This window comes from Hydrogenoanaerobacterium sp., from assembly GCF_032017025.1.
Lineage (GTDB): Bacteria > Bacillota > Clostridia > Oscillospirales > Ruminococcaceae > Hydrogenoanaerobacterium.
In genome coordinates, this window is record NZ_DALZQO010000017.1 from 40,898 (window position 1) to 61,524 (window position 20,627).

General features: G+C 45.0%; 15 protein-coding genes and 3 tRNA genes. 3 read left to right on the forward strand and 15 right to left on the reverse strand.

Annotated features, from left to right (window positions below; translation table 11 throughout):
* Window positions 1-76: 76 nt before the first annotated feature.
* From xylB to RTV33_RS10865, 12 genes are all read right to left on the reverse strand, one after another.
* Entirely contained in the window at window positions 77-1,585 is a 1,509-nt protein-coding gene (gene xylB / locus RTV33_RS10810) for a xylulokinase (RefSeq protein ID WP_312644174.1), read from the reverse strand.
* Between the two features lie 68 nt (window positions 1,586-1,653).
* A complete protein-coding gene (locus RTV33_RS10815) occupies window positions 1,654-2,667 on the reverse strand; it encodes a LacI family DNA-binding transcriptional regulator (RefSeq protein ID WP_312644176.1) in 1,014 nt (337 codons plus the stop codon).
* Window positions 2,668-2,686: 19 nt separating this feature from the next.
* The gene (gene gatY, locus RTV33_RS10820) at window positions 2,687-3,535 is read right to left on the reverse strand and encodes a tagatose-bisphosphate aldolase subunit GatY (protein WP_312644178.1); all 849 of its coding nucleotides are present in this window, start codon (window positions 3,533-3,535) and stop codon (window positions 2,687-2,689) included.
* Window positions 3,536-3,760: 225 nt separating this feature from the next.
* On the reverse strand, window positions 3,761-5,368 hold the full coding sequence (locus tag RTV33_RS10825; RefSeq protein WP_312644180.1) for a response regulator: 1,608 nt from the start codon (window positions 5,366-5,368) through the stop codon (window positions 3,761-3,763).
* Window positions 5,369-5,513: 145 nt separating this feature from the next.
* Complete coding sequence (locus RTV33_RS10830) at window positions 5,514-6,542, reverse strand: ABC transporter substrate-binding protein (protein WP_312644182.1); 1,029 nt, start codon at window positions 6,540-6,542, stop codon at window positions 5,514-5,516.
* A 66-nt stretch (window positions 6,543-6,608) separates the two neighbouring features.
* Window positions 6,609-7,625 carry an ABC transporter permease gene (locus tag RTV33_RS10835; protein WP_312644183.1) on the reverse strand — a complete coding sequence of 339 codons (1,017 nt, stop codon included), beginning with the start codon at window positions 7,623-7,625 and terminating at the stop codon, window positions 6,609-6,611.
* Between the two features lies 1 nt (window position 7,626).
* On the reverse strand, window positions 7,627-9,129 hold the full coding sequence (locus RTV33_RS10840; RefSeq protein ID WP_312644185.1) for an ATP-binding cassette domain-containing protein: 1,503 nt from the start codon (window positions 9,127-9,129) through the stop codon (window positions 7,627-7,629).
* Window positions 9,130-9,458: 329 nt separating this feature from the next.
* Window positions 9,459-10,409: a substrate-binding domain-containing protein gene (locus RTV33_RS10845; RefSeq protein WP_312644187.1), complete on the reverse strand. Its 951-nt coding sequence runs from the start codon at window positions 10,407-10,409 to the stop codon at window positions 9,459-9,461.
* 13 nt (window positions 10,410-10,422) lie between these two features.
* The gene (locus RTV33_RS10850) at window positions 10,423-12,174 is read right to left on the reverse strand and encodes a sensor histidine kinase (protein ID WP_312644189.1); all 1,752 of its coding nucleotides are present in this window, start codon (window positions 12,172-12,174) and stop codon (window positions 10,423-10,425) included.
* A gap of 714 nt (window positions 12,175-12,888) precedes the next feature.
* Window positions 12,889-12,973, reverse strand: a tRNA-Tyr gene (locus RTV33_RS10855).
* Window positions 12,974-13,002: 29 nt separating this feature from the next.
* Window positions 13,003-13,078, reverse strand: a tRNA-Thr gene (locus tag RTV33_RS10860).
* A gap of 176 nt (window positions 13,079-13,254) precedes the next feature.
* Window positions 13,255-13,331 (reverse strand) — tRNA-Pro (locus tag RTV33_RS10865).
* 305 nt (window positions 13,332-13,636) lie between these two features.
* Between RTV33_RS10865 and RTV33_RS10870 the strand changes: the two genes are divergently transcribed.
* A complete protein-coding gene (locus RTV33_RS10870; protein WP_312644191.1) occupies window positions 13,637-15,016 on the forward strand; it encodes a glycine--tRNA ligase in 1,380 nt (459 codons plus the stop codon).
* A gap of 113 nt (window positions 15,017-15,129) precedes the next feature.
* Window positions 15,130-15,933 (forward strand): Cof-type HAD-IIB family hydrolase, encoded by an 804-nt coding sequence (locus RTV33_RS10875; protein WP_312644193.1) that lies wholly within the window; start codon window positions 15,130-15,132, stop codon window positions 15,931-15,933.
* Window positions 15,934-16,027: 94 nt separating this feature from the next.
* On the opposite strand, the gene RTV33_RS10880 is transcribed toward RTV33_RS10875, so the two are convergent.
* The 3 genes from RTV33_RS10880 to eno all read right to left on the reverse strand — a co-directional run bounded on the left by RTV33_RS10880 (window position 16,028) and on the right by eno (window position 19,154).
* Window positions 16,028-16,399, reverse strand: a complete 372-nt coding sequence (locus tag RTV33_RS10880) for an MmcQ/YjbR family DNA-binding protein (protein WP_312644195.1) — start codon at window positions 16,397-16,399, stop codon at window positions 16,028-16,030.
* Between the two features lie 47 nt (window positions 16,400-16,446).
* The gene (locus RTV33_RS10885; protein ID WP_312644220.1) at window positions 16,447-17,358 is read right to left on the reverse strand and encodes a sugar phosphate isomerase/epimerase; all 912 of its coding nucleotides are present in this window, start codon (window positions 17,356-17,358) and stop codon (window positions 16,447-16,449) included.
* A gap of 503 nt (window positions 17,359-17,861) precedes the next feature.
* On the reverse strand, window positions 17,862-19,154 hold the full coding sequence (gene eno / locus RTV33_RS10890) for a phosphopyruvate hydratase (protein ID WP_312644196.1): 1,293 nt from the start codon (window positions 19,152-19,154) through the stop codon (window positions 17,862-17,864).
* A 235-nt stretch (window positions 19,155-19,389) separates the two neighbouring features.
* Between eno and RTV33_RS10895 the strand changes: the two genes are divergently transcribed.
* Window positions 19,390-20,352, forward strand: coding sequence for a polysaccharide deacetylase family protein (locus tag RTV33_RS10895; RefSeq protein ID WP_312644198.1), 963 nt, complete (start codon window positions 19,390-19,392; stop codon window positions 20,350-20,352).
* Window positions 20,353-20,627: the final 275 nt, after the last annotated feature.

A 20,627-nucleotide genomic window follows, 5' to 3' on the forward strand; every position in this document is an offset into this window, starting at 1 on the left:
CCTCAGGGGTAGGGAAATCGTCGTACCGGATATCCTCATTGCCATATAAAACTGCTGCTTTCATTGCAATTACCTCCTATTGATGCATAATATCTTTTAATTTTTCGTATAAGGCAAGATAGATTTTATAAGCCCTCTGGTAGCTTTTATAATTTTGTGGGTTGGGCAGATGTTCCCGCTTGATTGCAACCGTTCTGGATACGGCTTCGTCAAAACTTTGATAGATGCCCGTACCCACACCCGCTAAAATAGCGGCGCCGAGGGTTGTCGCTGTATCCGAAGAGGGAACAACTATTTTTTTACCGGTAACATCCGCCTTGATTTGCGTCCATAGCCTGCTGTTGGCAGCTCCACCCATCGCGCGCAAAACATTGGTACAAACACCGACGCTTTCTGCAATATCCAAATTGTGCTTGAGTGAAAACGCTACGCCCTCCATGCTGGCGCGGATAAAGTGTGCGCGCGTCTTAGAAAAATTAATGCCATAGTAAACACCTTTTGCCTTACTATCCCAAATGGGAGAGCGTTCACCCGCCATATACGGCAGAAAAACCAAACCGTCGCTGCCCGCAGGAATGGAAGAAGCGGCCTTATCCATTTCATAAAACGAATTGGTATGATTAGCTGAAGAAACGTTTCGCTCCTCGGCGCAGAATTCTTGCTCAAACCAACGAACCACCCCTCCGCCGCCAACCGTTCCGCCCTGCAGCAGCCACAGATTAGGCACTACGTGGCATCCGAGTATAAGGCGCTTATCTGAATGGTAGGTATCCATACATAAACTCATTCCGCCTGCCTGCCCGCCTTGCTCCTGTGTTTCTCCTGCACGCATTACCCCTGCACCCAGTGTACCGCATGCAGCATCCAAGCCGCCCGCAACAACCGGTGTTCCTGCGGCAAGCCCGGTAAGCTGCGCAGCTTGTTTGGTTACGCTGCCTATTACCTGATGGCAAGGTACTATTTCGGGCAGCATTGCCGCGTCAATCCCAATTTCATTGCAGGTATCGTGGTTCCAGCAGCCGTTTCGCATGTCAAAACAGTGCAAGCCATAGCCCTGCGAAACATCTTGTGTAATTGCTCCAGTCAGCCGAAAGGCAATAAAGCTGTTGGATTGCAGAATTTTATAAGTTTTGCGATACACTTCAGGCCTATGCTTTTTGTACCATAAAATTTTGGGCAGTGTATAGGAGGGCTGAAGGGGGTTGCCGCTGAGCTCAAAGAGTTTTTCTTCCCCTACAGTCATTTTTAATTCCTCACAAATATCCGCCGCCCGTGTGTCCATCCAAATAGGAGTGTTGCAAAGCACGTCCCCATCGATATCTATAGGAATTGCCGACCAGCTTTGCCCGTCAATTCCAATCCCAGCAATATCGGTGGGGTCAATGCTGTTTTTTACGAGCATGGTGCGAATGGCACTGCAAACCGCTTGCCACCACTCCTCGGGGTTTTGTTCTGCCCAACCCTGCTGCGGGTAATACACTTTGTAATCGCCGCTGCCTTGTGCAACTACCTCACCGTCGTGGGTAAACAGTGCCACTTTACACGCAGAGGTACCAATGTCAATTCCCAATAATAAGCGTTTCATATTTCACCTCGTAACGTAACGTTTCGCTTTTGCTGTAAAAGAGATGGCGCAACGCGCCGTACCCTTAACTATTTGTTTGGTGCACACACCGATTCCCCAAGCTGTAAAGCGGTAGAAAGTGTGATGATTTCGGGCCTATACTCGCTATTTTTCGTCAGCCGCGACAGCATTACTTCTGCAACCTGCTCGCCGATTTCTTCAAGCGGTTGAGTAATGATGGTAAGCTTTGGTTTGACCACCTGCGAAAGCTGCATGTTATCAAAACCAATGATCGACAGCTCCTGCGGCAATTTAATGCCAAGCTCATTGATTGCAATAATCGCACCAAGCGTCATTTCATAGTTGGTGACAAACACTGCAGTCAAATCGCGGTGGCAAGCAAGCATCAGTTTTATGCTTTCGTAGCCACCCTGTACCGTATAGTCGCTATACTCTACCAGTTCACCGTCGGGGATGAGCCCGTTTTTGATGAATGCCTGGTTGTAGCCGAGCAGACGCTGTTGCGAGGTGAATACCCCGCGCGGGCCGATGACAATACCGATTCTCTGGTGCCCATTTTCAATCAGGTGAGCGGTTGCTTTTTCAGAAGCACTTACGTTATCCACAACCACCGCATCTACACTCTCTTTTAGGTTGCTTATCATACGGTCGATGAGAACAACAGGAATGTTTTTAGCAAGCGCGGGTTCCAAATGCTCACCGTCTTTGCAAACCGGCATGTTGATAATTCCATCCACCATTTTATTCACCAAAAATTGTACCGATTCTCGTTCGAGCGCTTCATCGGTACGGCAGTCGCACACAATCACACCGTACCCTTTTTTACGCAAAATATCTTCGATAATTGTAATAATAGTAGTCACAAAAATATTGCTCAACTCAGGGATTATCACCCCAACCGTTTTAGATTTGCTGGTTTTAAGCCCGCGTGCAAATTCATTCACGGTAAAATTCAGTTCCTTTATTGCCTGTTCAATAGCAACCCTGTTTTTTTCGAGCACGTTGCCCCCGTTAAAGTATTTTGAGATGGTTGCCAAACCCAGGCCGGTATAGTTGGCGATATCTTTCATCGTGGCTGCCATAAAATTTCAACTCCGAAGTTTAATATTTCCCCGCGCATCCGCAAACAGCCATCCGGTTCTTCACCAGTTCTTTCACTCGTTCTTTGCCTGCTTTTCCGTATGCCTTTGGGTCAAAAGTATCGGGCTTTTCACGCAGCATATTCTTTACACCATCGCTGTATGCAATACGCAGCTCGGTTGCAAAGTTCACCTTGCAAATTCCCTCTTGGATACATTCTATCACATCTTCATCCAAAAGTCCCGATGCTCCGTGCAAAACGAGAGGAATCTTTACAATTTTTCGAATCTTTTTCAGACGCTCCACATCCAGTTTGGGTACGCCCGAATAAATACCGTGTGCAGTTCCAATGGCAACAGCCAACGACGAAACGCCCGTGCGCTCTGTAAATTCCTTAGCCTTAGAGGGGTCGGTATAGCCGCCTGCACCGCCATCCAAATCGTCTTCTTTGCCACCAATTTTGCCCAGCTCGGCTTCCACCGGAATTTCGTTGGGTGCGGCAACTTGCACAACACGCTTGGTGACCTCAATATTTTCCTCAAAGCTGCCGTGAGAACCGTCAATCATTACCGAGGTGTAACCTGCACGGATTGCGCGTACAACAAGGTCAAAGCTGTCTCCATGGTCAAGATGTACCACAACGGGAACCGTCGCTTTTTGCGCCAATGCAGCAATGCTTGCATAAAAAAGTTCCAACCCTGCATAGCGCACTGTGGAAGGGGTGGTTTGCAGCATAACGGGTGCCCGCAGTTCTTCTGCAGCCTCAATAACGGCCTGTACCATCTCCATATTTTCTACATTAAATGCACCTACAGCGTAGCCTTCTTCTTGAGCACGCAACAGAATTTTTTCGGAAGTTAGCAGTGGCATATGTATCCTTCTTTCTCCGAAACGTTTCGGTTTTTTTGTAAAGGTAACTGTTTTACTGTTGTTTTATATAACGTTATTGCTTTTAAACACATCACTATGTAATGCTATTACTCAAAAGGTAATTTTACTTTGACTGTAGCGAAACGTTTCGCTTTAATGAAATATTATCACGCTTACTCTTATGTGTCAATACTAAAAAATGCTGCTAACTATATGTTATTTAACTTAGTATAAGCTTTCTCGCATCTCGTTTGGTGCTATTTTAAAATGCTTTTTGAAACAATAGCTAAAATAATGGGGGTCAGCATATCCTACTGCTTCCGAAATTTCGTAGTTCTTCATCGCCGTTGTACAAATGAGGTCTTTTGCTTTTTCCATGCGCAGCTCTGTCAAATAGTTACCAAAGGTAACACCCACTTCTTTTTTAAAAACGGCGCGGAAGTAACTGGAGCTCATATGTAAGTGTTTCGCAGCCATATCTACCGAGAGCGCATCGTTGGCAAGTTGCTCATGTATAAACTGAATTGCCTTTATAACCGCTGCAGAGCAGCCATTCTTACGGTTCTGCGAAATGCACTTCATCATACAAATGCAAACATTCAGTAAAACTTTTCGCATTTCTTCTACATTGTCGCATTCCAAAACCTTGCGGATATCGCCCAGCTCCAGCAGCTGCTTTGTATCAAGACGGATGTTGTCTGCTTCTCGCACCACACAAAAAATAATTGTACTGATATAAGCACGAAGCGACTCAATGCTCATAAATTTTGCAGCTTCCAGCAACAGATTGTCCACAGTTATTTCCAACTTCTTAGGGTTATTTGTCTTCATGCAATCCAACAGCTGCTGTTCCTTTTCCTTATCAAAAACAAGTGTGGTATGCCGTTGAGGTTCAACATCGGTTATAAAAATAACCTTGTTGGTGCCGACCGCCCAACGATACCCCAGTGCAGAAATCGCCTCATCGTAAGAAACATGCACAGAGCTATATTCTTTGCAGATATTTCCCACCCCTATGGTAATGGTAAACTTCATATGCTTTTCGATTGCTTCGCGTATCTCCTGTAACGCATAGGCTACTTTTTCCTGCCACTCCTCTATTTCTGTCTCAGCGTCTTTACCCAAAATAGCAGTCACGCCGCTACCGTTAAAAATAGCAGAGCCCACGCTTTCACGTTCCAAAATCTCTTTTGCAATGTTGTAAACAGCAAAATTCATTAAATCTACCGAATCATCTGTCCACTGTTCGCTGCGTATTCCGTCTTCTGTCAGTACAGCGACCTGAAATAGGTCTCCCATAAGATAATGCAGCCCTAACAGCTCCGCTTTTTTCTTCGCCTCGGCGTTGGAAATACCCGTTGTAACCAAAGCAGATAATAATACCATTTGCATTATGGACTCATTCTGCCGGTAAAAATCTTCAAGCCTGGTTCGGTCGTAGTTTCGCTGATATTCTGCGTCAAGCATTCGCTTTACTTCCTGTAGGCATTCTGAGAGGTTTTGCGCGCTTACCGGCTTCAAAACATATTTTAAAACGTTGAGATCAATTGCTTGCTGAGCATAATTAAAATCGTTGTAGCCTGTTAAAAAAATTACCTTTACCGTCGGGAAATCACGCCTTAGCTCGTGTGCTACATCAATCCCGCTTACAAAAGGCATATTGATATCGGTAATTAACAAATCCGGAGGGTCTTTTTCCACTAAATCCAAAACTTCATGGCCATTTGCACAGCACCCAATTAGTTCAAAGCCAAATTTGTTCCACGGAATTAATTTGGCTATGTTTCTGCGAACCGGTGCTTCATCATCGGCAAAAATCAGTTTGTACATCATGTCCGCCCCCTAATTATTAGTTACTCTGATTATAGCTGATTCTTATACAAAAATCACCAAATTAATCAGAATAGCAGAACAAAGTCTGCGGCAGGCCACCGCAGACTTTTGGTGCTTTACGAAGATGAAGCAAAGTCAAAAGTAATTACTGGTTCAGAATGCTCTCCATAGCCGGACTTGTATAGTTATCAACGGTAATCATAGTAACACCGGTGTCAACATCTTTTTGAGCCGGAGCTTTGCCTGCAAGAATGTCGAGAACTATCTGCACGCCCATAGAGCCCATCATGGTTGGCATCTGCACAGCTGTACCTTTGATGGTTCCTGCCTTTAACCCTGCTTTGATGTCATCAGAGTTATCGAAGCCTACAACCATAATGCTGTCGCCTTTGCCTTTTTCGGTTACTGCCTGAGCAACGCCTACCGCAGATTGGTCATTTGCGCCCCAAATGCCTTTGAGATCAGGGTTAGCGGTAATAAAGTCTGTTGCCTGGTTAGCAGCTTTTATTGGGTCTGAATCGCAGTACTGCACGCCTACAATTTCAATGTCTTTATGGTTGTTTTTAATTTCTTCTGTAAACCCTGTTTCACGGTCAATGGCGGTTTGGGTACCTGCTGCAAAGTTTACAATTGCAATTTTACCCTTGTCACCAATCAAGTTTGCCATTAGCTTGGCACATTCTGCACCGGCCTGTACGTTGTTTGTGGCAAGAAAAGCGTCATAAACAGGTTCAGAGATACCGGAATCGATCATTACAACAGGAATATTGGCGTCTTTAGCCTTTTGCACGGGAGCAATCAGAGCATCTTTGTCGCAAGCCGCAAGGATAATTCCGTCGTAATCGTCGTTGATGCAAGTTTCAATAATCTGTACCTGTTTATCAATATCGGCTTCTGTCGGTGGCCCAAGGTGGGTAATTTCGACATTACCCAGCTCTTTGGCTTTTTCCTCTGCTGCTTTTTTGACGGTTTGCCAGTAAGGAGAATCCACCATTTTTGTTACAAGAGCAATTTTAATGATCTCTTTTTCCGGAGCTTCAGAGGATGCTTCTACAGACGCTTTAGAAGATGATTCTGCCGGTGCCGCCGAACTGGGGGCCGGGCTGCTGCCGCATCCGGCAAACATAGATACAACAAGAACCAATGCCAAGAGGATACCAATTGTCTTTTTCATAAGTACAACTCCTTTTTATTTGGTAACTTTGCATATAAATGAACCGCTTTTTGCGGTTTGCGACGATTAAAAACCTTGTTTTTTTCTTCGTTTGGTGTCGTACCAAACTCCGATGACGATAATGGTACCGATAATAACCATCTGCACAAAAGCATCTACCTTTAAAAGATTTAAACCGTTGCGCAATACACCCATTACAAATGCGCCAATTATGGTACCGAGAATTCCGCCTTCACCACCCATTACAGAGGTTCCGCCGATAACTGCTGCCGCAATGCCCTCAAGCTCATAGCCGGTACCTGCATTGGATTGCGCAGAGGCAAGCCGCGCAGCCAAAAGAATACCTGCAGTAGCCGCTGTCGCACCACAGATGACATACGCCGTAAGCTTTGTGCGGACGGTGTTGACGCCCGAAAGCTTTGCTGCCTCCTCGTTGGAACCGGTGGCATACAATCTTCGCCCAAAGCCTGTTCTGGACAGAATAATACCAAGTATGATAGCTGCAGTGAGCATAATGATTGTGGGAAAGGGGATGTTGCCGAAAATAGTACCGCCGCCAATAAATTTAAACGACGCCACAATTTCTTTATTCTCCAATGCCTGCACCGAAACAGGCTTGCCTTGGCCAACCAATTGGGTAAGCCCGCGAAATGCGTATTGTGTACCCAGCGTAGCGATGAACGGCGTAACGTTTAATTTTGTGACGAACAAGCCGTTGATTAAGCCTGCCAGTGAACCTGCCAATAAGCCTGAAGCGATGGCAAGGGGGATGCCAAGCCCCATTGACAGTGCTTTTGCGCACACAATACCCCCAAACCCAACTACCGAGCCGGCTGAAAGATCCGTTCCACCGGTAATTAGTACAAACGTAAGCCCAAAGCCCAGTACTGCGTAAGGTGTTACCTGCAGCGCAATGGTAAGCAGGTTATCAAGTTTCAGAAAGCTCCCTTGGGTGAGAATACCGAATAAAATAATAAGAGCGATTAAGACACCAAATACCAAAAACTTTTGCAAAAACTCATTCTTGCCGGTCTGTAGCCTTGCTTCTGGTTTTTTTGTTGAATATTTTAATGGAGCAGACATATCAAGCACCCTTTCTATCTTCAATTTGCAGCCCTGCCGCGTAGCGCAGAATTTTTTCTTGTGTTGCTTCTTCTCGGCTGAGCTCGCCGTTTATGGAGCCACCGTGCATAACCAAAATGCGGTCGCTCATACCGAGAATTTCCGGCAGATCAGACGAAATCATAATAATGGCAACTCCATTGTCGCTCAGCCTGTTCATGAGTTCATAAACCTCATATTTTGCAGCCACATCAATGCCTCGAGTGGGTTCATCAAAAATAAGCACTTTAATGTCGTTGCACAGCCATTTGGCTAAAACAATTTTTTGCTGATTGCCCCCTGAAAGATTGGTTACTTTTTGACGCATGCTTGGGGTTTTAATGCGCAAACTCTCAATATATTCCAGCGCGTTTTTCTCTGCTTCGGTTGTATTTACAAAGCCGTTTTTGCACAGATTGGGGATATGTGCCAAATTGATATTGCGTTCCACCGTCATATTCAGCGCCAAGCCATCTTTCTTGCGGTCTTCTGTGATATATCCAATTCCGTTTTTAATGGCTGCGGTTATGGAGTTGATTGTAACGGCCTTACCCTCAATAAAAATCTCTTTGCTTAATGTTTTATCAGCACCAAAAATAGCCTTTGCAAGTTCGGTACGCCCTGCGCCCATAAGCCCGGCAATACCCACAATTTCACCGGCACGCACCTTAATGTTTTCTACATTCACCTTGCTGCTTACAATGTTTCTGGCTTCAAACAGCACTTCGCCTATTTCACGTTGATAAATAGGGAACTTCGCACTCAGTTCACGCCCCACCATCATCTGCACCAAACGGTCAATTGTTACATCTGCATAATTTTCAGTGCCTATGTACTGGCCGTCGCGTATAACCGAGACACGGTCTGTAATTCGAGAAAGCTCTTCAAGCCGGTGAGAAATATAAATCATTCCCACGCCTTTTTTCTTTAGCTTATGGATAATTGCAAACAATCTCTCTATTTCCGAATCAGTAAGCGCAGCTGTCGGCTCATCTAAAACGAGAATTTTTGAGTTAAAAGAAATAGCCTTTGCAATCTCTACCATTTGCTGCTCCGCTACGCTGAGTGTACGAATACGTGCTTTGGGATTGATGGAAAGCCCGAGTTCGTTTAAAATCTCTTGTGTTTGTTCAATCAGTTTTTTGTCGTTTACAAACGCACCTTTTTTGGGTTGCCGATCCAGCCAAATGTTATCCGCTACGGTCAAATGAGAGCAAAGATTAAACTCCTGGAAAATAATACTAATACCCAGTTGCTGAGCTTTTTTGGTATTTTCAATCGTTACTTTTTCTCCATTGATGTAGATTTCGCCCTCATCTGCCTGATAAACACCTGAAAGCACTTTCATTAATGTGGATTTACCAGCGCCATTTTCACCGCACAACGCGTGAACTTCGCCGGGATATAAAGTCAGACTGACATCGCTTAAAGCCTTAACACCCGGAAAAACCTTTGAGATGTTGCACATCTTAAGCAGTTCTGACATCACGCTCACCCCTTTTGCTGTTTTGCGAAACGTTTCGCTCTATGGATATATCATAGCAAAGTCTCAGGGCGATAAGAATATAAAAAATTACTGTAATGAGGTAAAATACGATTTTTACTTCGACATTTTTTTATGATTTGTTTCAAAATATATCTCCCTGCAAAGGGAATTACGCAGCTTTTGAAAAGCAAGCAGATTGCAGACTGCCAAGAAAACCGCTTAGAATTTCATCTGAAACAACCTAAAAATGCAAACCCCCATAGCACTTTATTTGTGCTATGGGGGTTTTTCTATTGTACAATCGTACAATAAAGTAATTTGATCTATTTTTAATAGAATGGAAAAATTAGCTGCTGCACCTCTTCCGAAAACATGTTTTCCTTATCAACCACACAAACGGCTGTATCAATATTTCTTTCTACCCGTTCATTTTTAAGTATCTTGTAAGTAGCCTGTACGCTAAAATATCCCATCAGGTAAGGGTTCTGCAAAACAGCAACCTTTAAAATATTCTCTTCCATATACTCGGCTTGTTCTACAGTGCAGTCGATTGCCGCCAAAAAAACATCTTCGCGCCCAAGTTCTGCAAGTGCACGGGCAGCACCGGTTGCTGCTTGTGCGTTCAACCCTGCAATTACAGTCATGTCAGGGTAGTTTTTTATCATTTCAAGCGTAAGCTCCTTGGCTAAATCGATATCAGAGTCACAATAAACAGTGTTAACAATGCTCATATCGGTATTTTGCGTTATATAATCGGTAAAACCTGCATAGCGCTCTTTTGATGGCGAGGAGTTTTTTACAAAACTTACCACCCCAATTTTAGCGTCACTCGTTTTTACCCGCTCTGCCACTTCGGCAGCCAGAACGGCACCTGCTTTGATATTATCGGTGGATACAAATGATTTCCATCGGTCGCTGTCCACAGCGGAATCCAGCATGATTACGGGTATACCCGCATCGACGACGCTTTCCATTGGTTCTGCCATCATAGCATAATCTGCGGCGGCCAAAATTATAGCGTCTGGCTTACGTGTTACGCTTTGCTCAATAATACGAACTTGATTGCGGTAATTCTTCTCCTCATCAGGGCCAAGAAACCGCAAATTAATGTTGTATTTTGCCCCAGCTGCTTTCGCCCCGTCATAGACACTGTCCCAAAAGTCGGAGTTGGTTGATTTTACAATCAGGTCAACCTGATACTCTTTCTTTACAGTGCTGCAGGAAGCAAGGGTAAACACTATCAGCATTGCCCAAAGTATAGCCAAAATTCGCCTTATCATTTTGTTCCCCCCCTTACGCCTCAACCAACGGCAGCAGAATACTCACTTCTGTCCCTTCGTCCGGCTCACTTTTGAATTGTAGGCCATAGTCGCTTCCATACATAAGCTGAATACGCTGATGCACATTTTTAATACCAACTCGTGATTTAGATGAGCAGCCTATATCCAAAACATGTTCCAGTTTTTCGGGTTTGATGCCAAAGCCGTTATCGCGTACAGTGTAAACCAATTTGTCATTCTTAATCTCAGCGCGGATATCAATGATACCCGGGTGAGGCAGGTTGCCGACTCCATGAATAACGGCATTTTCAATAATTGGTTGAAGCATAATTTTTAGGGTTTTGTAACTTTTTACCTTGTCGTCAGCCATAATGGTATAAGAGAACTGGTCATCATAGCGCATTTTCTGTATTACCAGATAATTTTCCGCATGGCTTAGTTCATCCCCAACGGAGATGGTGTGGCTGCCCCCACTAAGCGAAAGCCTAAAAAATTGTGCCAAAGCGGTAATCATCTTTACCACGCTCTGTTGGTCTCCGCTTTCTGCCATCCACACGATAGAGTCTAGGGTGTTGTACAGAAAGTGCGGATTAATCTGGGCATGCAACGTATTCATCTCGCTTTTGCGCAGCTGTTTTTGTTCCTGTATCACCTGCTCCATCAGTTGCTTAATCTTATAAACCATCTGGTTAAAGGACGTGGATAACTCATTAACTTCGTAAACACTGCGTACGGTAGAAAAAGCACTCAGTTCCCCCGCTTCCACACGTCCCATCAGGTGCATCAAACGAAGCAGAGGGTTGCTGATTAAGAACGATACAAATACCGACAGCGCAATAATTACAATTGCAGCACACACAACAACTAACGTGATAAAATTACGCAGTTCGCCATCAAAGGTAAGCAACCCGTTCATGGAGCAAACGCCTGCAATTTTCCAATCTGTGTTTTTTAGTTTTTTTACAGTTACAAGCATCCTTTCACCATCGTCTTGCGGAACGACGGAGTTACCCTCGGTAAGGTTATAGGCAATTGGTATTGAGCTGTCTGAAATGCCTGCGTAAATCATTTGCTGTCTGGGATGATAAATTAACTTATCGTTCGCCCCTACAATATAAAGATAGCCGTTCTCACCTAGCTCTTTGGAACAAAGCTCCTTAATATTGTTAAAGTTCATATCAACCAACATAACGCCCCGATGTTTGCCTCGTTCGTCTTCCCATTCAATGCCCTTGCTCAGAGAAATAACCCAACGATACTCCCCCCCATAAAGCCGCTGCACATGGGGCTCGGTTAGTGTGTATATTCGGCTGCCCGGTGCTATACTGCGAAACCAAGTCTGCTTTTTTACATCTACATGCTCTTTTAACGGGCGCTGGTCTGTTTTCATAACAAGTTGTCCCTGCTCATCAAATACAGCGATTGTATCAATATCATCACGCAACACAAAATGGTAATTTTGAAATACGCTGTTCACATTGTTGTCACTGAGCAGCTTGGATATTGTGTCGGATACGGAAATCATCTCCGCAATGTAGCTATCAATGCTGGTTGCCACATTGTCTACAAGTTGTGTGTTGTTTTGCTGTAGGGTACGGTCTATCGATTCATCAAACCGACGGTTCATTACATATACAATCAACAGCATTGCAATTACCGCTATCACAGTTGTGGTCGCCGCAATTAAAATAAACAGGCTGTTCCATTTTAAGCGGGGCAGCAGAAAGCTGGTTTTCTGCTGCCATTTCTTCCAAAGCCTCTTCATATGCTTTGCTACCTCCATTCTCAACAACTTTAGTATATGAAAATCAGAGAGCGTTGTCCATACAAAACACGCTTATGTATAGGTAAAATTGGTGCAAATTGCTTTCTTGAGCAGAAAAACACACCTATTCGTATTTAATTGCAACTAAAGTAAGGCAGCAACAGTAATATCCTTCTTACCGTCGGTATGGTTTAGCGCATTTAACGACCAACTAAACAAGACCACCGGAGCTATCAAATTCCGGTGGTCCGTTTTAAGTGTATCTATGCGTATTTTCTTGCGGCATTTGGAGGGATGGGCGTTCCTGTTCTATTGAATTGATTATCGTCCAAAGCTCATTATGTTCAACTCTGCTGGATAAACCACTATTTTTTAAACAAGCGCTTAATCGTACGATATATACCATAAAAAAAACCGATAACAAGTAACCAGTTACTAGACCATAATAAATGTCGCTAAGCCTTTCCATTCAATAACCACATTCTTTCCGAGCTGATAAAGTAAATATTATCTGAATCGTGTATGGAAGTCAAGCATCTCATAAATTAGTTATTTTATTTAAATGACGCTGTTAACGTCATATTTTTTACATCTCCTATAAGCCAACCATTCATGCTACCAGTAAAATGAGTTCCTTTAAAACAGTATTCTGCTCTAGCTGGTTATGCTTTGTAACAACACAAAAAAGCCTATGAAACCATAGACTTTTTATGCTGGTGGGAGAGGATGGATTCGAACCATCGAAGCGATTCGCAACAGATTTACAGTCTGCCCCCTTTGGCCACTCGGGAACTCTCCCTTATTCAGTTGTATAAGATGCGAAAAAAATGGAGCTGGTGGACGGATTCGAACCCCCGACCTGCTGATTACAAATCAGCTGCTCTACCAGCTGAGCTACACCAGCGTATTTTCGACGCTCTAACATATTATCACGTTTAATTGCATTTGTCAACACATTTTTACCGTTAAATAAAAAGAGCAAACCATCTAAAAAATCAAAAGGGGGTCTTTTCGTCTGCTTCATTCCAATCCAGGTTCTCGCCCTGCCGCAGCAAGTCAATAACCTTTAGGATGAAGTTATGGTCGAGGCGACAGGACTCGAACCTGCGGCATCTTGGTCCCAAACCAAGCACTCTACCAAACTGAGCTACGCCTCGTCGTTGCACCGGGGAATTAGGTTGTACCTGCCCGCGTCAATAATTTCTGTTGCTATCATAGCAGATGAATTTGCGCAATCGACACAAGCGACTTAATTTAACAGTGCAGAGAACATTATATTATAGTTTTTACCTTCTGTCAACTAAAATAAAAACTATTTTTTTAAAAGCGCTTATACAAAAGGGGTTTTTGCTTGACTTATAGCAGCAACACATTTAAAATAGAACGGTAAGACAGATTTATAAAGTACAACCCATAATCTGTGAATATTGTGCCGTGAAACGGCAGAACGGAGGAACCCCCGATGCTGAAGAATTCAGAAAAAACTATGGATAAAATCGTTGCCCTTTGTAAGGGTCGAGGTTTTGTATATTCCGGTTCCGAAATCTACGGCGGACTTTCCAACACATGGGATTACGGCCCGCTCGGTGTTGAGTTTAAAAATAACGTAAAAAAAGCATGGTGGAAGAAATTTGTACAGGAAAGCCCCTACAACGTGGGTCTGGATTGTGCTATTTTAATGAACCCGCAGGTATGGGTGGCATCCGGCCATGTAGGCGGTTTCTCTGACCCTTTGATGGATTGTAAGGATTGCAAAACACGCCACCGCGCAGACAAGCTGATCGAGGACCAGACCGGCGTTTCACCCGAGGGCTGGGATTTCGAGAGGATGAAACAATTTGTTATCGACAATGCTGTGAAATGCCCCGATTGCGGCAGCCAGAACTTTACCGACATCCGCAAATTTAACCTGATGTTCAAAACCTTCCAAGGCATCACCGAAGAGAGCAAAAATGAAATCTATCTCCGCCCCGAAACTGCGCAGGGTATTTTTGTAAACTTCAACAACGTGCAGCGCACCACCCGTCGCAAGCTTCCGTTTGGTGTTGCACAAATCGGTAAAAGCTTCCGCAACGAAATTACCCCCGGTAACTTTGTGTTCAGAACTCGTGAATTTGAGCAGATGGAGCTGGAGTTCTTCTGCAAACCCGATACCGACCTCGACTGGTTCTACTACTGGAAGGACTATTGCCACAACTGGCTGCTGAGCCTCGGCATTAAAGAGGAAAACCTTCGCATGCGCGACCATGCACCTGAGGAACTTTCGTTCTACTCCAAGGCTACCACCGATATTGAGTTTGTGTTCCCGTTTGGCTGGGGCGAGCTGTGGGGCATTGCAGATAGAACCAACTACGACCTGTCACAGCATCAGGAGCATTCCGGCAAGAGCATGGAGTATTTCGACCCCGAAACCAACGAAAAATATGTTCCCTATGTGGTTGAGCCCTCTCTTGGCGCAGACCGCGTTGTGCTTGCATTCCTTTGCGAAGCCTATGACGAGGAGCAGATTGATGAAAAAGACACCCGCGTTGTCATGCGTCTGCACCCTGCGCTAGCGCCTTTCAAGGCGTGCGTTCTGCCGCTTTCCAAAAAACTCAACGAAAATGCCACCAAGGTGTTCCACGATCTTTCCAAAAAGTTTATGGTCGATTACGACGATGCCGGCTCAATCGGCAAACGCTACCGCAGACAGGATGAGATTGGTACCCCTTTCTGCATCACCTATGACTTTGATTCTGAAAACGACGGCTGCGTCACGGTACGTGACCGCGACACCATGGAGCAGCAGCGCGTCGCCATTGGCGAGCTTGCCGCATTCATTGAGTCCAAATTGGAATTCTAAATATTGATACGAAACTTCCGTATTACGCTTACCAAGGAATCTCACATCTTTTGCACTTTTACAAATAAAAAGCCGTCGAGAGTCTCGGCGGCTTTATTTTTTTGGAGGATAACATGGCACTTTTAAAAAAATATCTCTACAGCGACATGGATGGCACGCTGATTGGCAACGACAAAACAGTTTCCCAGCCGAACATCAATGCCATCAAAGAGTTTATTTCACAGGGTGGCGAGTTTTCCATTGCAACCGGGCGCTCGGCAGAGCTTGCGCTGCCCTACCTTACCGATGTTCCGCTCACTATGCCCGGTATTATTTACAATGGTGCGGCGGTGTACGACTTTAAAACCCGTACCTATCTGCACAAATGGTGCATTCCAGAGGAGACTATGCGCCGTATTGTGACCACTGCAATACAAATTTACCCCACTGTGTGCGCCGAAATTTGTGACGGCAGACCTATGCAGCTGGTCAACCCCGATTGCGAAATGGATATTTACATTATCGCCGAGAATCAGAAATACGAATTTGCCACGCTTGATAGCTGCGGTGACTGCTTTAAAGTGCTGTTTTACGGCGAGCATGACCGCCTGCTTGAGGTGGAAGCTGCACTGCACCTAGCAGGAATTCGTGGGATTTCAACCTGCTTCTCTGCTCCGTTTTACCTCGAGGTTCTTCCGGATGACGCATCCAAGGGGCACGCCCTGCAGTGGATCAGCGAAAACCTTGGGGGCGACCTTGCCCAGACAGCCGCCATCGGCGACTTCGATAACGACATCACCATGCTAGAAGAGGTTGGCTTTGGTGCAGCCCCCTCCAACGCGCGGCAGGTAGTGAAAGATCTTGCTCAGGTTATAGTCGCGCACCACACCGAAAGCGCTGTTGCCGACCTCATCTACTCCCACCTGTTGATTGAATAGCGAAAAAAGATGCCTACATACCACGCCTTAGGTAAGGACGTTTTAAGGGCAGCTATTTCAAAAATGAAATAGCTGCCCTTATTTATTATCCGGCTTATTCGTTACAGTTTGTTTGTTCTATTTCTTTTTGAGCCTTTTTCGTCAATGAATGCAGAACAACAAAATAAGCTTTATCGACTATATCTCTGACTACATCATCGGGGACATTCCCGTTCAGATAGAGGGAGCTCCAGTGCTGCTTATTCATATAGTAGCCCGGTACAATATCTTCATATTGCTTGCGCAATAAGTCGCCGAATAACGGTTCTAATTTCATTGTAAAAATCGGTTTTCCGGTTTTATCTCCGCCCTGCATGGCAAACATCTTGCCACCAATAAAATATCTTGTTGCTTGCCAGTCATTTTGATAATCTTTCGTGACCCCTTGCTTTTCTAAGCAATATTGATCCAGCCATTCGTATGCCATACAAAAACCTTCTTTCCTTACAAGGCGAAAATCATCAAGCCTGCTTTTTACATCAAAGTGCGCAGATAACGGTAGCTGCGTTCGATTCCGGCCTTTACGTCGCTCTCACATGCCTCGAACGCCTTGTCCTCCACCTCAATCACGGCGGGGCCGGTGTAGCGGATATCGTTGAGAGCAGAAATAAACGCAGGGAAGTTCACCCCGCCCAGCCCCGGCAGCTTGGGTGAATGCCACAGCGACGGATAAGCAAAATAGCCGTACTCGTTCAGCTTGTCCTGGTAAATCTTAATGTCCTTGAAGTGAACATGAAAAATCTTATCCTTAAACTCATATAAGGGCTTATTGACATCCATCTGCAGCAGGTAGGGGTGCGACGGATCGTATGCAAGGCCCAGATTATCACTGCGGATGAGCTCGAACATCTTACGCCATATGTACGGGGTGGATGCAAGATTCACGCCGCCCGGCCATTCATCCTTGGTGTAAAGCATCGGGCAGTTTTCTATGGCAATTTTCACGCCATGCTCTTCAGCAAGCTTTACAATCGGTGTCCAAACCTCTTTGTACAGCTCAAGGTTCTCTTCTACGGTCTTAGTTTTGTCCTTACCAATAAAGGTGGAGATCATATTTACGCCCATCTTAGCAGATGCGACAATTAAATTTTTAATATGCTCTATGGCAACTTCTGCAGCCTCTTTGTTACAGTCCAGCGCATTTGGGTAGTAGCCGAGGGTAGCAATACTTACGCCTTTTGCAGCGGCATAATCCTGATAATACTTGATTTTTGCATCATCCAGCTCAGAGATATTGATGTGGGTGACCCCGGCATAACGCCTGGTTGCTTTACCCACGGGCCAGCAGCAAACCTCAACACATTCAAAACCAACAGATGCAGCATAATCAATTAATTCCTCAAAGGTTTTGTCGGGCAGAATAGCGGAATGTAAGCCAAGTTTCATCATGGTCATCTGTCTCCTTTTACAAAATTATACTTTTTGTCTCTTGATTTTTTCCATCTTTCGCCATATAATAGGCTCAGAGGCGCAGTAAGTGCAAAGCAGGTACAAGATGCGGCAACATCCTGTACCCTATATACGGAGAACAGCCCTCCATACACAACGGCAAGCCGCACATTTGCATTACTATTATACGTCGAACGAGCATGCCTTGTAAAGCGTATAAATGCATTTTGCACTTGATTTATGGTGTTGTATGGAAATACTCCATACCGCACTTTTTTTGTTGCCTCGCGGATGAGCGGTGGGGGGAGAACCCCTGCTATTCCTCTAGCAGCAGCTCCGTCAAGCCCCCTATCCCGCCTTATCCGTTGAGGAAGATAAAACCCCGTCGCACAGCGTGCGGCGGGGCTTTTATATGCCTTAAACGGCACAACGCTTATCAATTAGTACAGCTGCTATACAGCAATACAATAAAAATTTACACGAAACAGCAATTGCAAATTTTACAGCTTAATATGAAATGCATCTTTACCCGCATATTCGGATGTGGCACGCAGGTGTTCTTCAATGCGCAGCAGCCGGTTGTACTTTGCCACACGGTCGGTACGGCAGGGTGCACCGGTTTTGATTTGTCCCACACCGGTTGCCACTGCAAGGTCCGCAATGGTGGTATCCTCGGTTTCACCCGAACGATGCGAAATAATAGCGGTATAGCCCGCTTTTTTCGCTGTCTCAATCGCCTGCAGAGTTTCGGTAAGAGTACCAATCTGGTTTACTTTAATCAAAATTGAGTTTGCAGCACCCAGATTAATGCCCTCTTTCAGGCGCTTGGTGTTGGTCACAAACAGGTCGTCACCCACCAGCTGTACACGGTGCCCAAGGCGCTCGGTGAGCTGAATCCAGCCCTGCCAGTCCTCTTCGCCTACACCGTCCTCAATGGTGATAATCGGATACTTGGCGGTGAGATCCTCCCAGTGTGCCACCAGTTCCTCTCGCTGTAACGTTTTTTGCGCTTTGGGCAGAGTATAAACACCACTCTGGTACCATTCGCTGCTTGCGGCGTCCAAGCCAATTTTAATCTGGTCTTCTGTATTGTACCCAGCTTTTTCTACAGCTTGTATAATAAGCTGAATCGCTTCTTCGTCACTTGCAAGATCGGGTGCAAATCCGCCCTCATCGCCAACCGCCGTTGCAAGCCCCCTGCTTTTTAAAATGCCGCCTAAGGTGTGGTAAATTTCAACACACCAGCGCACAGCCTCGGTAAAGCAGCAGGCACCAACGGGCAGAATCATAAACTCTTGAATATCAATGTTGTTGGCTGCATGCGCGCCACCGTTTAAAATATTCATCATGGGAACCGGCAACGTACGTGCATTTGCGCCACCGATATAACGGTACAACGGCAGGTTTACCGCCGAAGCAGCCGCCTTTGCCGTTGCCAGCGACACCGCAAGCATGGCGTTTGCGCCAAGGTTCTGTTTGTTTTCCGAGCCATCCAGCGCGTTTAGCGTGTTGTCGATGAGCGTCTGGTTTGCGCCATCTAGGCCTACAAGCTCCTGTGCAATCGTCTGGTTGATGTTGGTGACCGCCTGTTGCACTCCCTTACCGCCGTAACGGTTTTTATCACCGTCGCGCAGTTCGTGCGCCTCAAAAATACCGGTGGATGCACCGGATGGCACGCTTGCTACACCTTTTGAACCACAAGCGAGCCGAACCTGCGCCTCAACCGTAGGGTTGCCACGTGAATCTAAAATCTCTCTGCCGCGTACATCTGCAATTCGAAATGGGTAATCCATAATAAAGCCTCCTAAATGTAATATATTTATTTTTTTATTATATTTCTAAAATATACCTCTCTCCGAGCATGATTATTCAGACAATCCTGCACATACTAGTTGTGAAATAAGGTTGAAATTTTATGATTTCTTCATTTATTTCGTCGAATAAAGTGGTAAACTATAGCTATAAACAAAATTTATAAGAATAGTTTGCCCTAATTCCGACAGGAATTGTACTTGGAGGTATATATTAATGAAGTTTTTAAAAACCGCGCTGATTCTCTCGGCAATGTTGGCAATGGTAGCGCTCACCGGCTGTACCGCATGCAATAACACAGGCAGTTCGTCTATAGCACCATCGGTACCGGGTACTACTTCGTCTATTCCGTCTGTTTCATCTGTTCCTCCTGTCACCAGTAGTGAAGGCAGCGTATTGCCGTCTAAACCCGGCACAAGTTCCAGCAGCCATTCAGAAACAACTTCGTCCATGATCCCCACCTTGAGCACCGATTTCTCTGAAATCGGTGCTTTAGACGGGAAACAGGTTACTTGGGGGCCGGGTCGGCATAAAGATGAGAGCAACCGCCCAACCGACTGCATTGGATTGCAAGAAAAATACGGTAAACACAACGCTTATTTCATTGGCAACGAAAAAGGCAAAATTTACTTAACCTTTGATGAGGGCTATGAAAACGGCTACACCTCAAAGATACTGGATGTACTTAAGGATAAAAAGGTGCCTGCTGTGTTTTTTGTCACCAAGCATTATGCCAAAACCAACCCTGAACTGATCCAGCGTATGATTGACGAGGGGCATGTTGTGGGTAACCACAGCGATAAGCACCCTAACTTTACCACCCTGCCGCTCGACGCTGCGCAAAATGATATTATGAGCCTGCACAACTATATGAAGGAAACCTACAATTATGACATGAGCTTGTTCCGTTACCCGGAAGGTGCTTTCAGCGAGCAAACTCTTGCACTCGTTGGCAAAATGGGCTACAAGCAGCTTTTTTGGAGTTTTGCCTATAACGACTGGGATCCTGAAAAGCAACCAGCCACCGAAGATGCCTATAAGCGCATCGTAGATGCAGCACACGACGGTGCAATTTACCTGCTGCATGCCGTTTCGAGTGCAAATACAGCTGCTCTGCCAAATGCAATCGATACTCTGCGCAGCAACGGCTTCGAGTTTGCACTGTTTAACGAGGGCTAACTGCTATGGTTTTATGATAACGCACAAATGTGTACAGATTTTGTATTTTTTAGGAATTATTGCTAAAATAATAAAAATAATGGTTCCGCCAGAGGGGTTATTTACACTCTGGCGGACTTTTTATATCCAAATAACTACATCTTATAAAATAGCACGATATGTTTATAGTAATTCGGTTAAAATATCCATAGAGTATTTCATGTAACACTCTGTACAAACTTGTCGAAATAATGTTATACTTGAAACTAAGCGTAAAATTTTTATAAAACGAAAAA

Coding starts and splice junctions, on each gene's coding strand:
- gatY (WP_312644178.1), bottom strand. CDS start 3,535: ATGCCACTGCTAACTTCCGAAAAAATTCTGTTGCGTGCTCAAGAAGAA.
- eno (WP_312644196.1), bottom strand. CDS start 19,154: ATGGATTACCCATTTCGAATTGCAGATGTACGCGGCAGAGAGATTTTA.
- RTV33_RS10885 (WP_312644220.1), bottom strand. CDS start 17,358: ATGAAACTTGGCTTACATTCCGCTATTCTGCCCGACAAAACCTTTGAG.
- RTV33_RS10880 (WP_312644195.1), bottom strand. CDS start 16,399: ATGGCATACGAATGGCTGGATCAATATTGCTTAGAAAAGCAAGGGGTC.
- RTV33_RS10895 (WP_312644198.1), top strand. CDS start 19,390: ATGAAGTTTTTAAAAACCGCGCTGATTCTCTCGGCAATGTTGGCAATG.
- RTV33_RS10875 (WP_312644193.1), top strand. CDS start 15,130: ATGGCACTTTTAAAAAAATATCTCTACAGCGACATGGATGGCACGCTG.
- RTV33_RS10815 (WP_312644176.1), bottom strand. CDS start 2,667: ATGGCAGCCACGATGAAAGATATCGCCAACTATACCGGCCTGGGTTTG.
- RTV33_RS10835 (WP_312644183.1), bottom strand. CDS start 7,625: ATGTCTGCTCCATTAAAATATTCAACAAAAAAACCAGAAGCAAGGCTA.
- RTV33_RS10850 (WP_312644189.1), bottom strand. CDS start 12,174: ATGAAGAGGCTTTGGAAGAAATGGCAGCAGAAAACCAGCTTTCTGCTG.
- RTV33_RS10845 (WP_312644187.1), bottom strand. CDS start 10,409: ATGATAAGGCGAATTTTGGCTATACTTTGGGCAATGCTGATAGTGTTT.
- RTV33_RS10870 (WP_312644191.1), top strand. CDS start 13,637: ATGCTGAAGAATTCAGAAAAAACTATGGATAAAATCGTTGCCCTTTGT.
- RTV33_RS10830 (WP_312644182.1), bottom strand. CDS start 6,542: ATGAAAAAGACAATTGGTATCCTCTTGGCATTGGTTCTTGTTGTATCT.
- xylB (WP_312644174.1), bottom strand. CDS start 1,585: ATGAAACGCTTATTATTGGGAATTGACATTGGTACCTCTGCGTGTAAA.
- RTV33_RS10840 (WP_312644185.1), bottom strand. CDS start 9,129: ATGTCAGAACTGCTTAAGATGTGCAACATCTCAAAGGTTTTTCCGGGT.
- RTV33_RS10825 (WP_312644180.1), bottom strand. CDS start 5,368: ATGATGTACAAACTGATTTTTGCCGATGATGAAGCACCGGTTCGCAGA.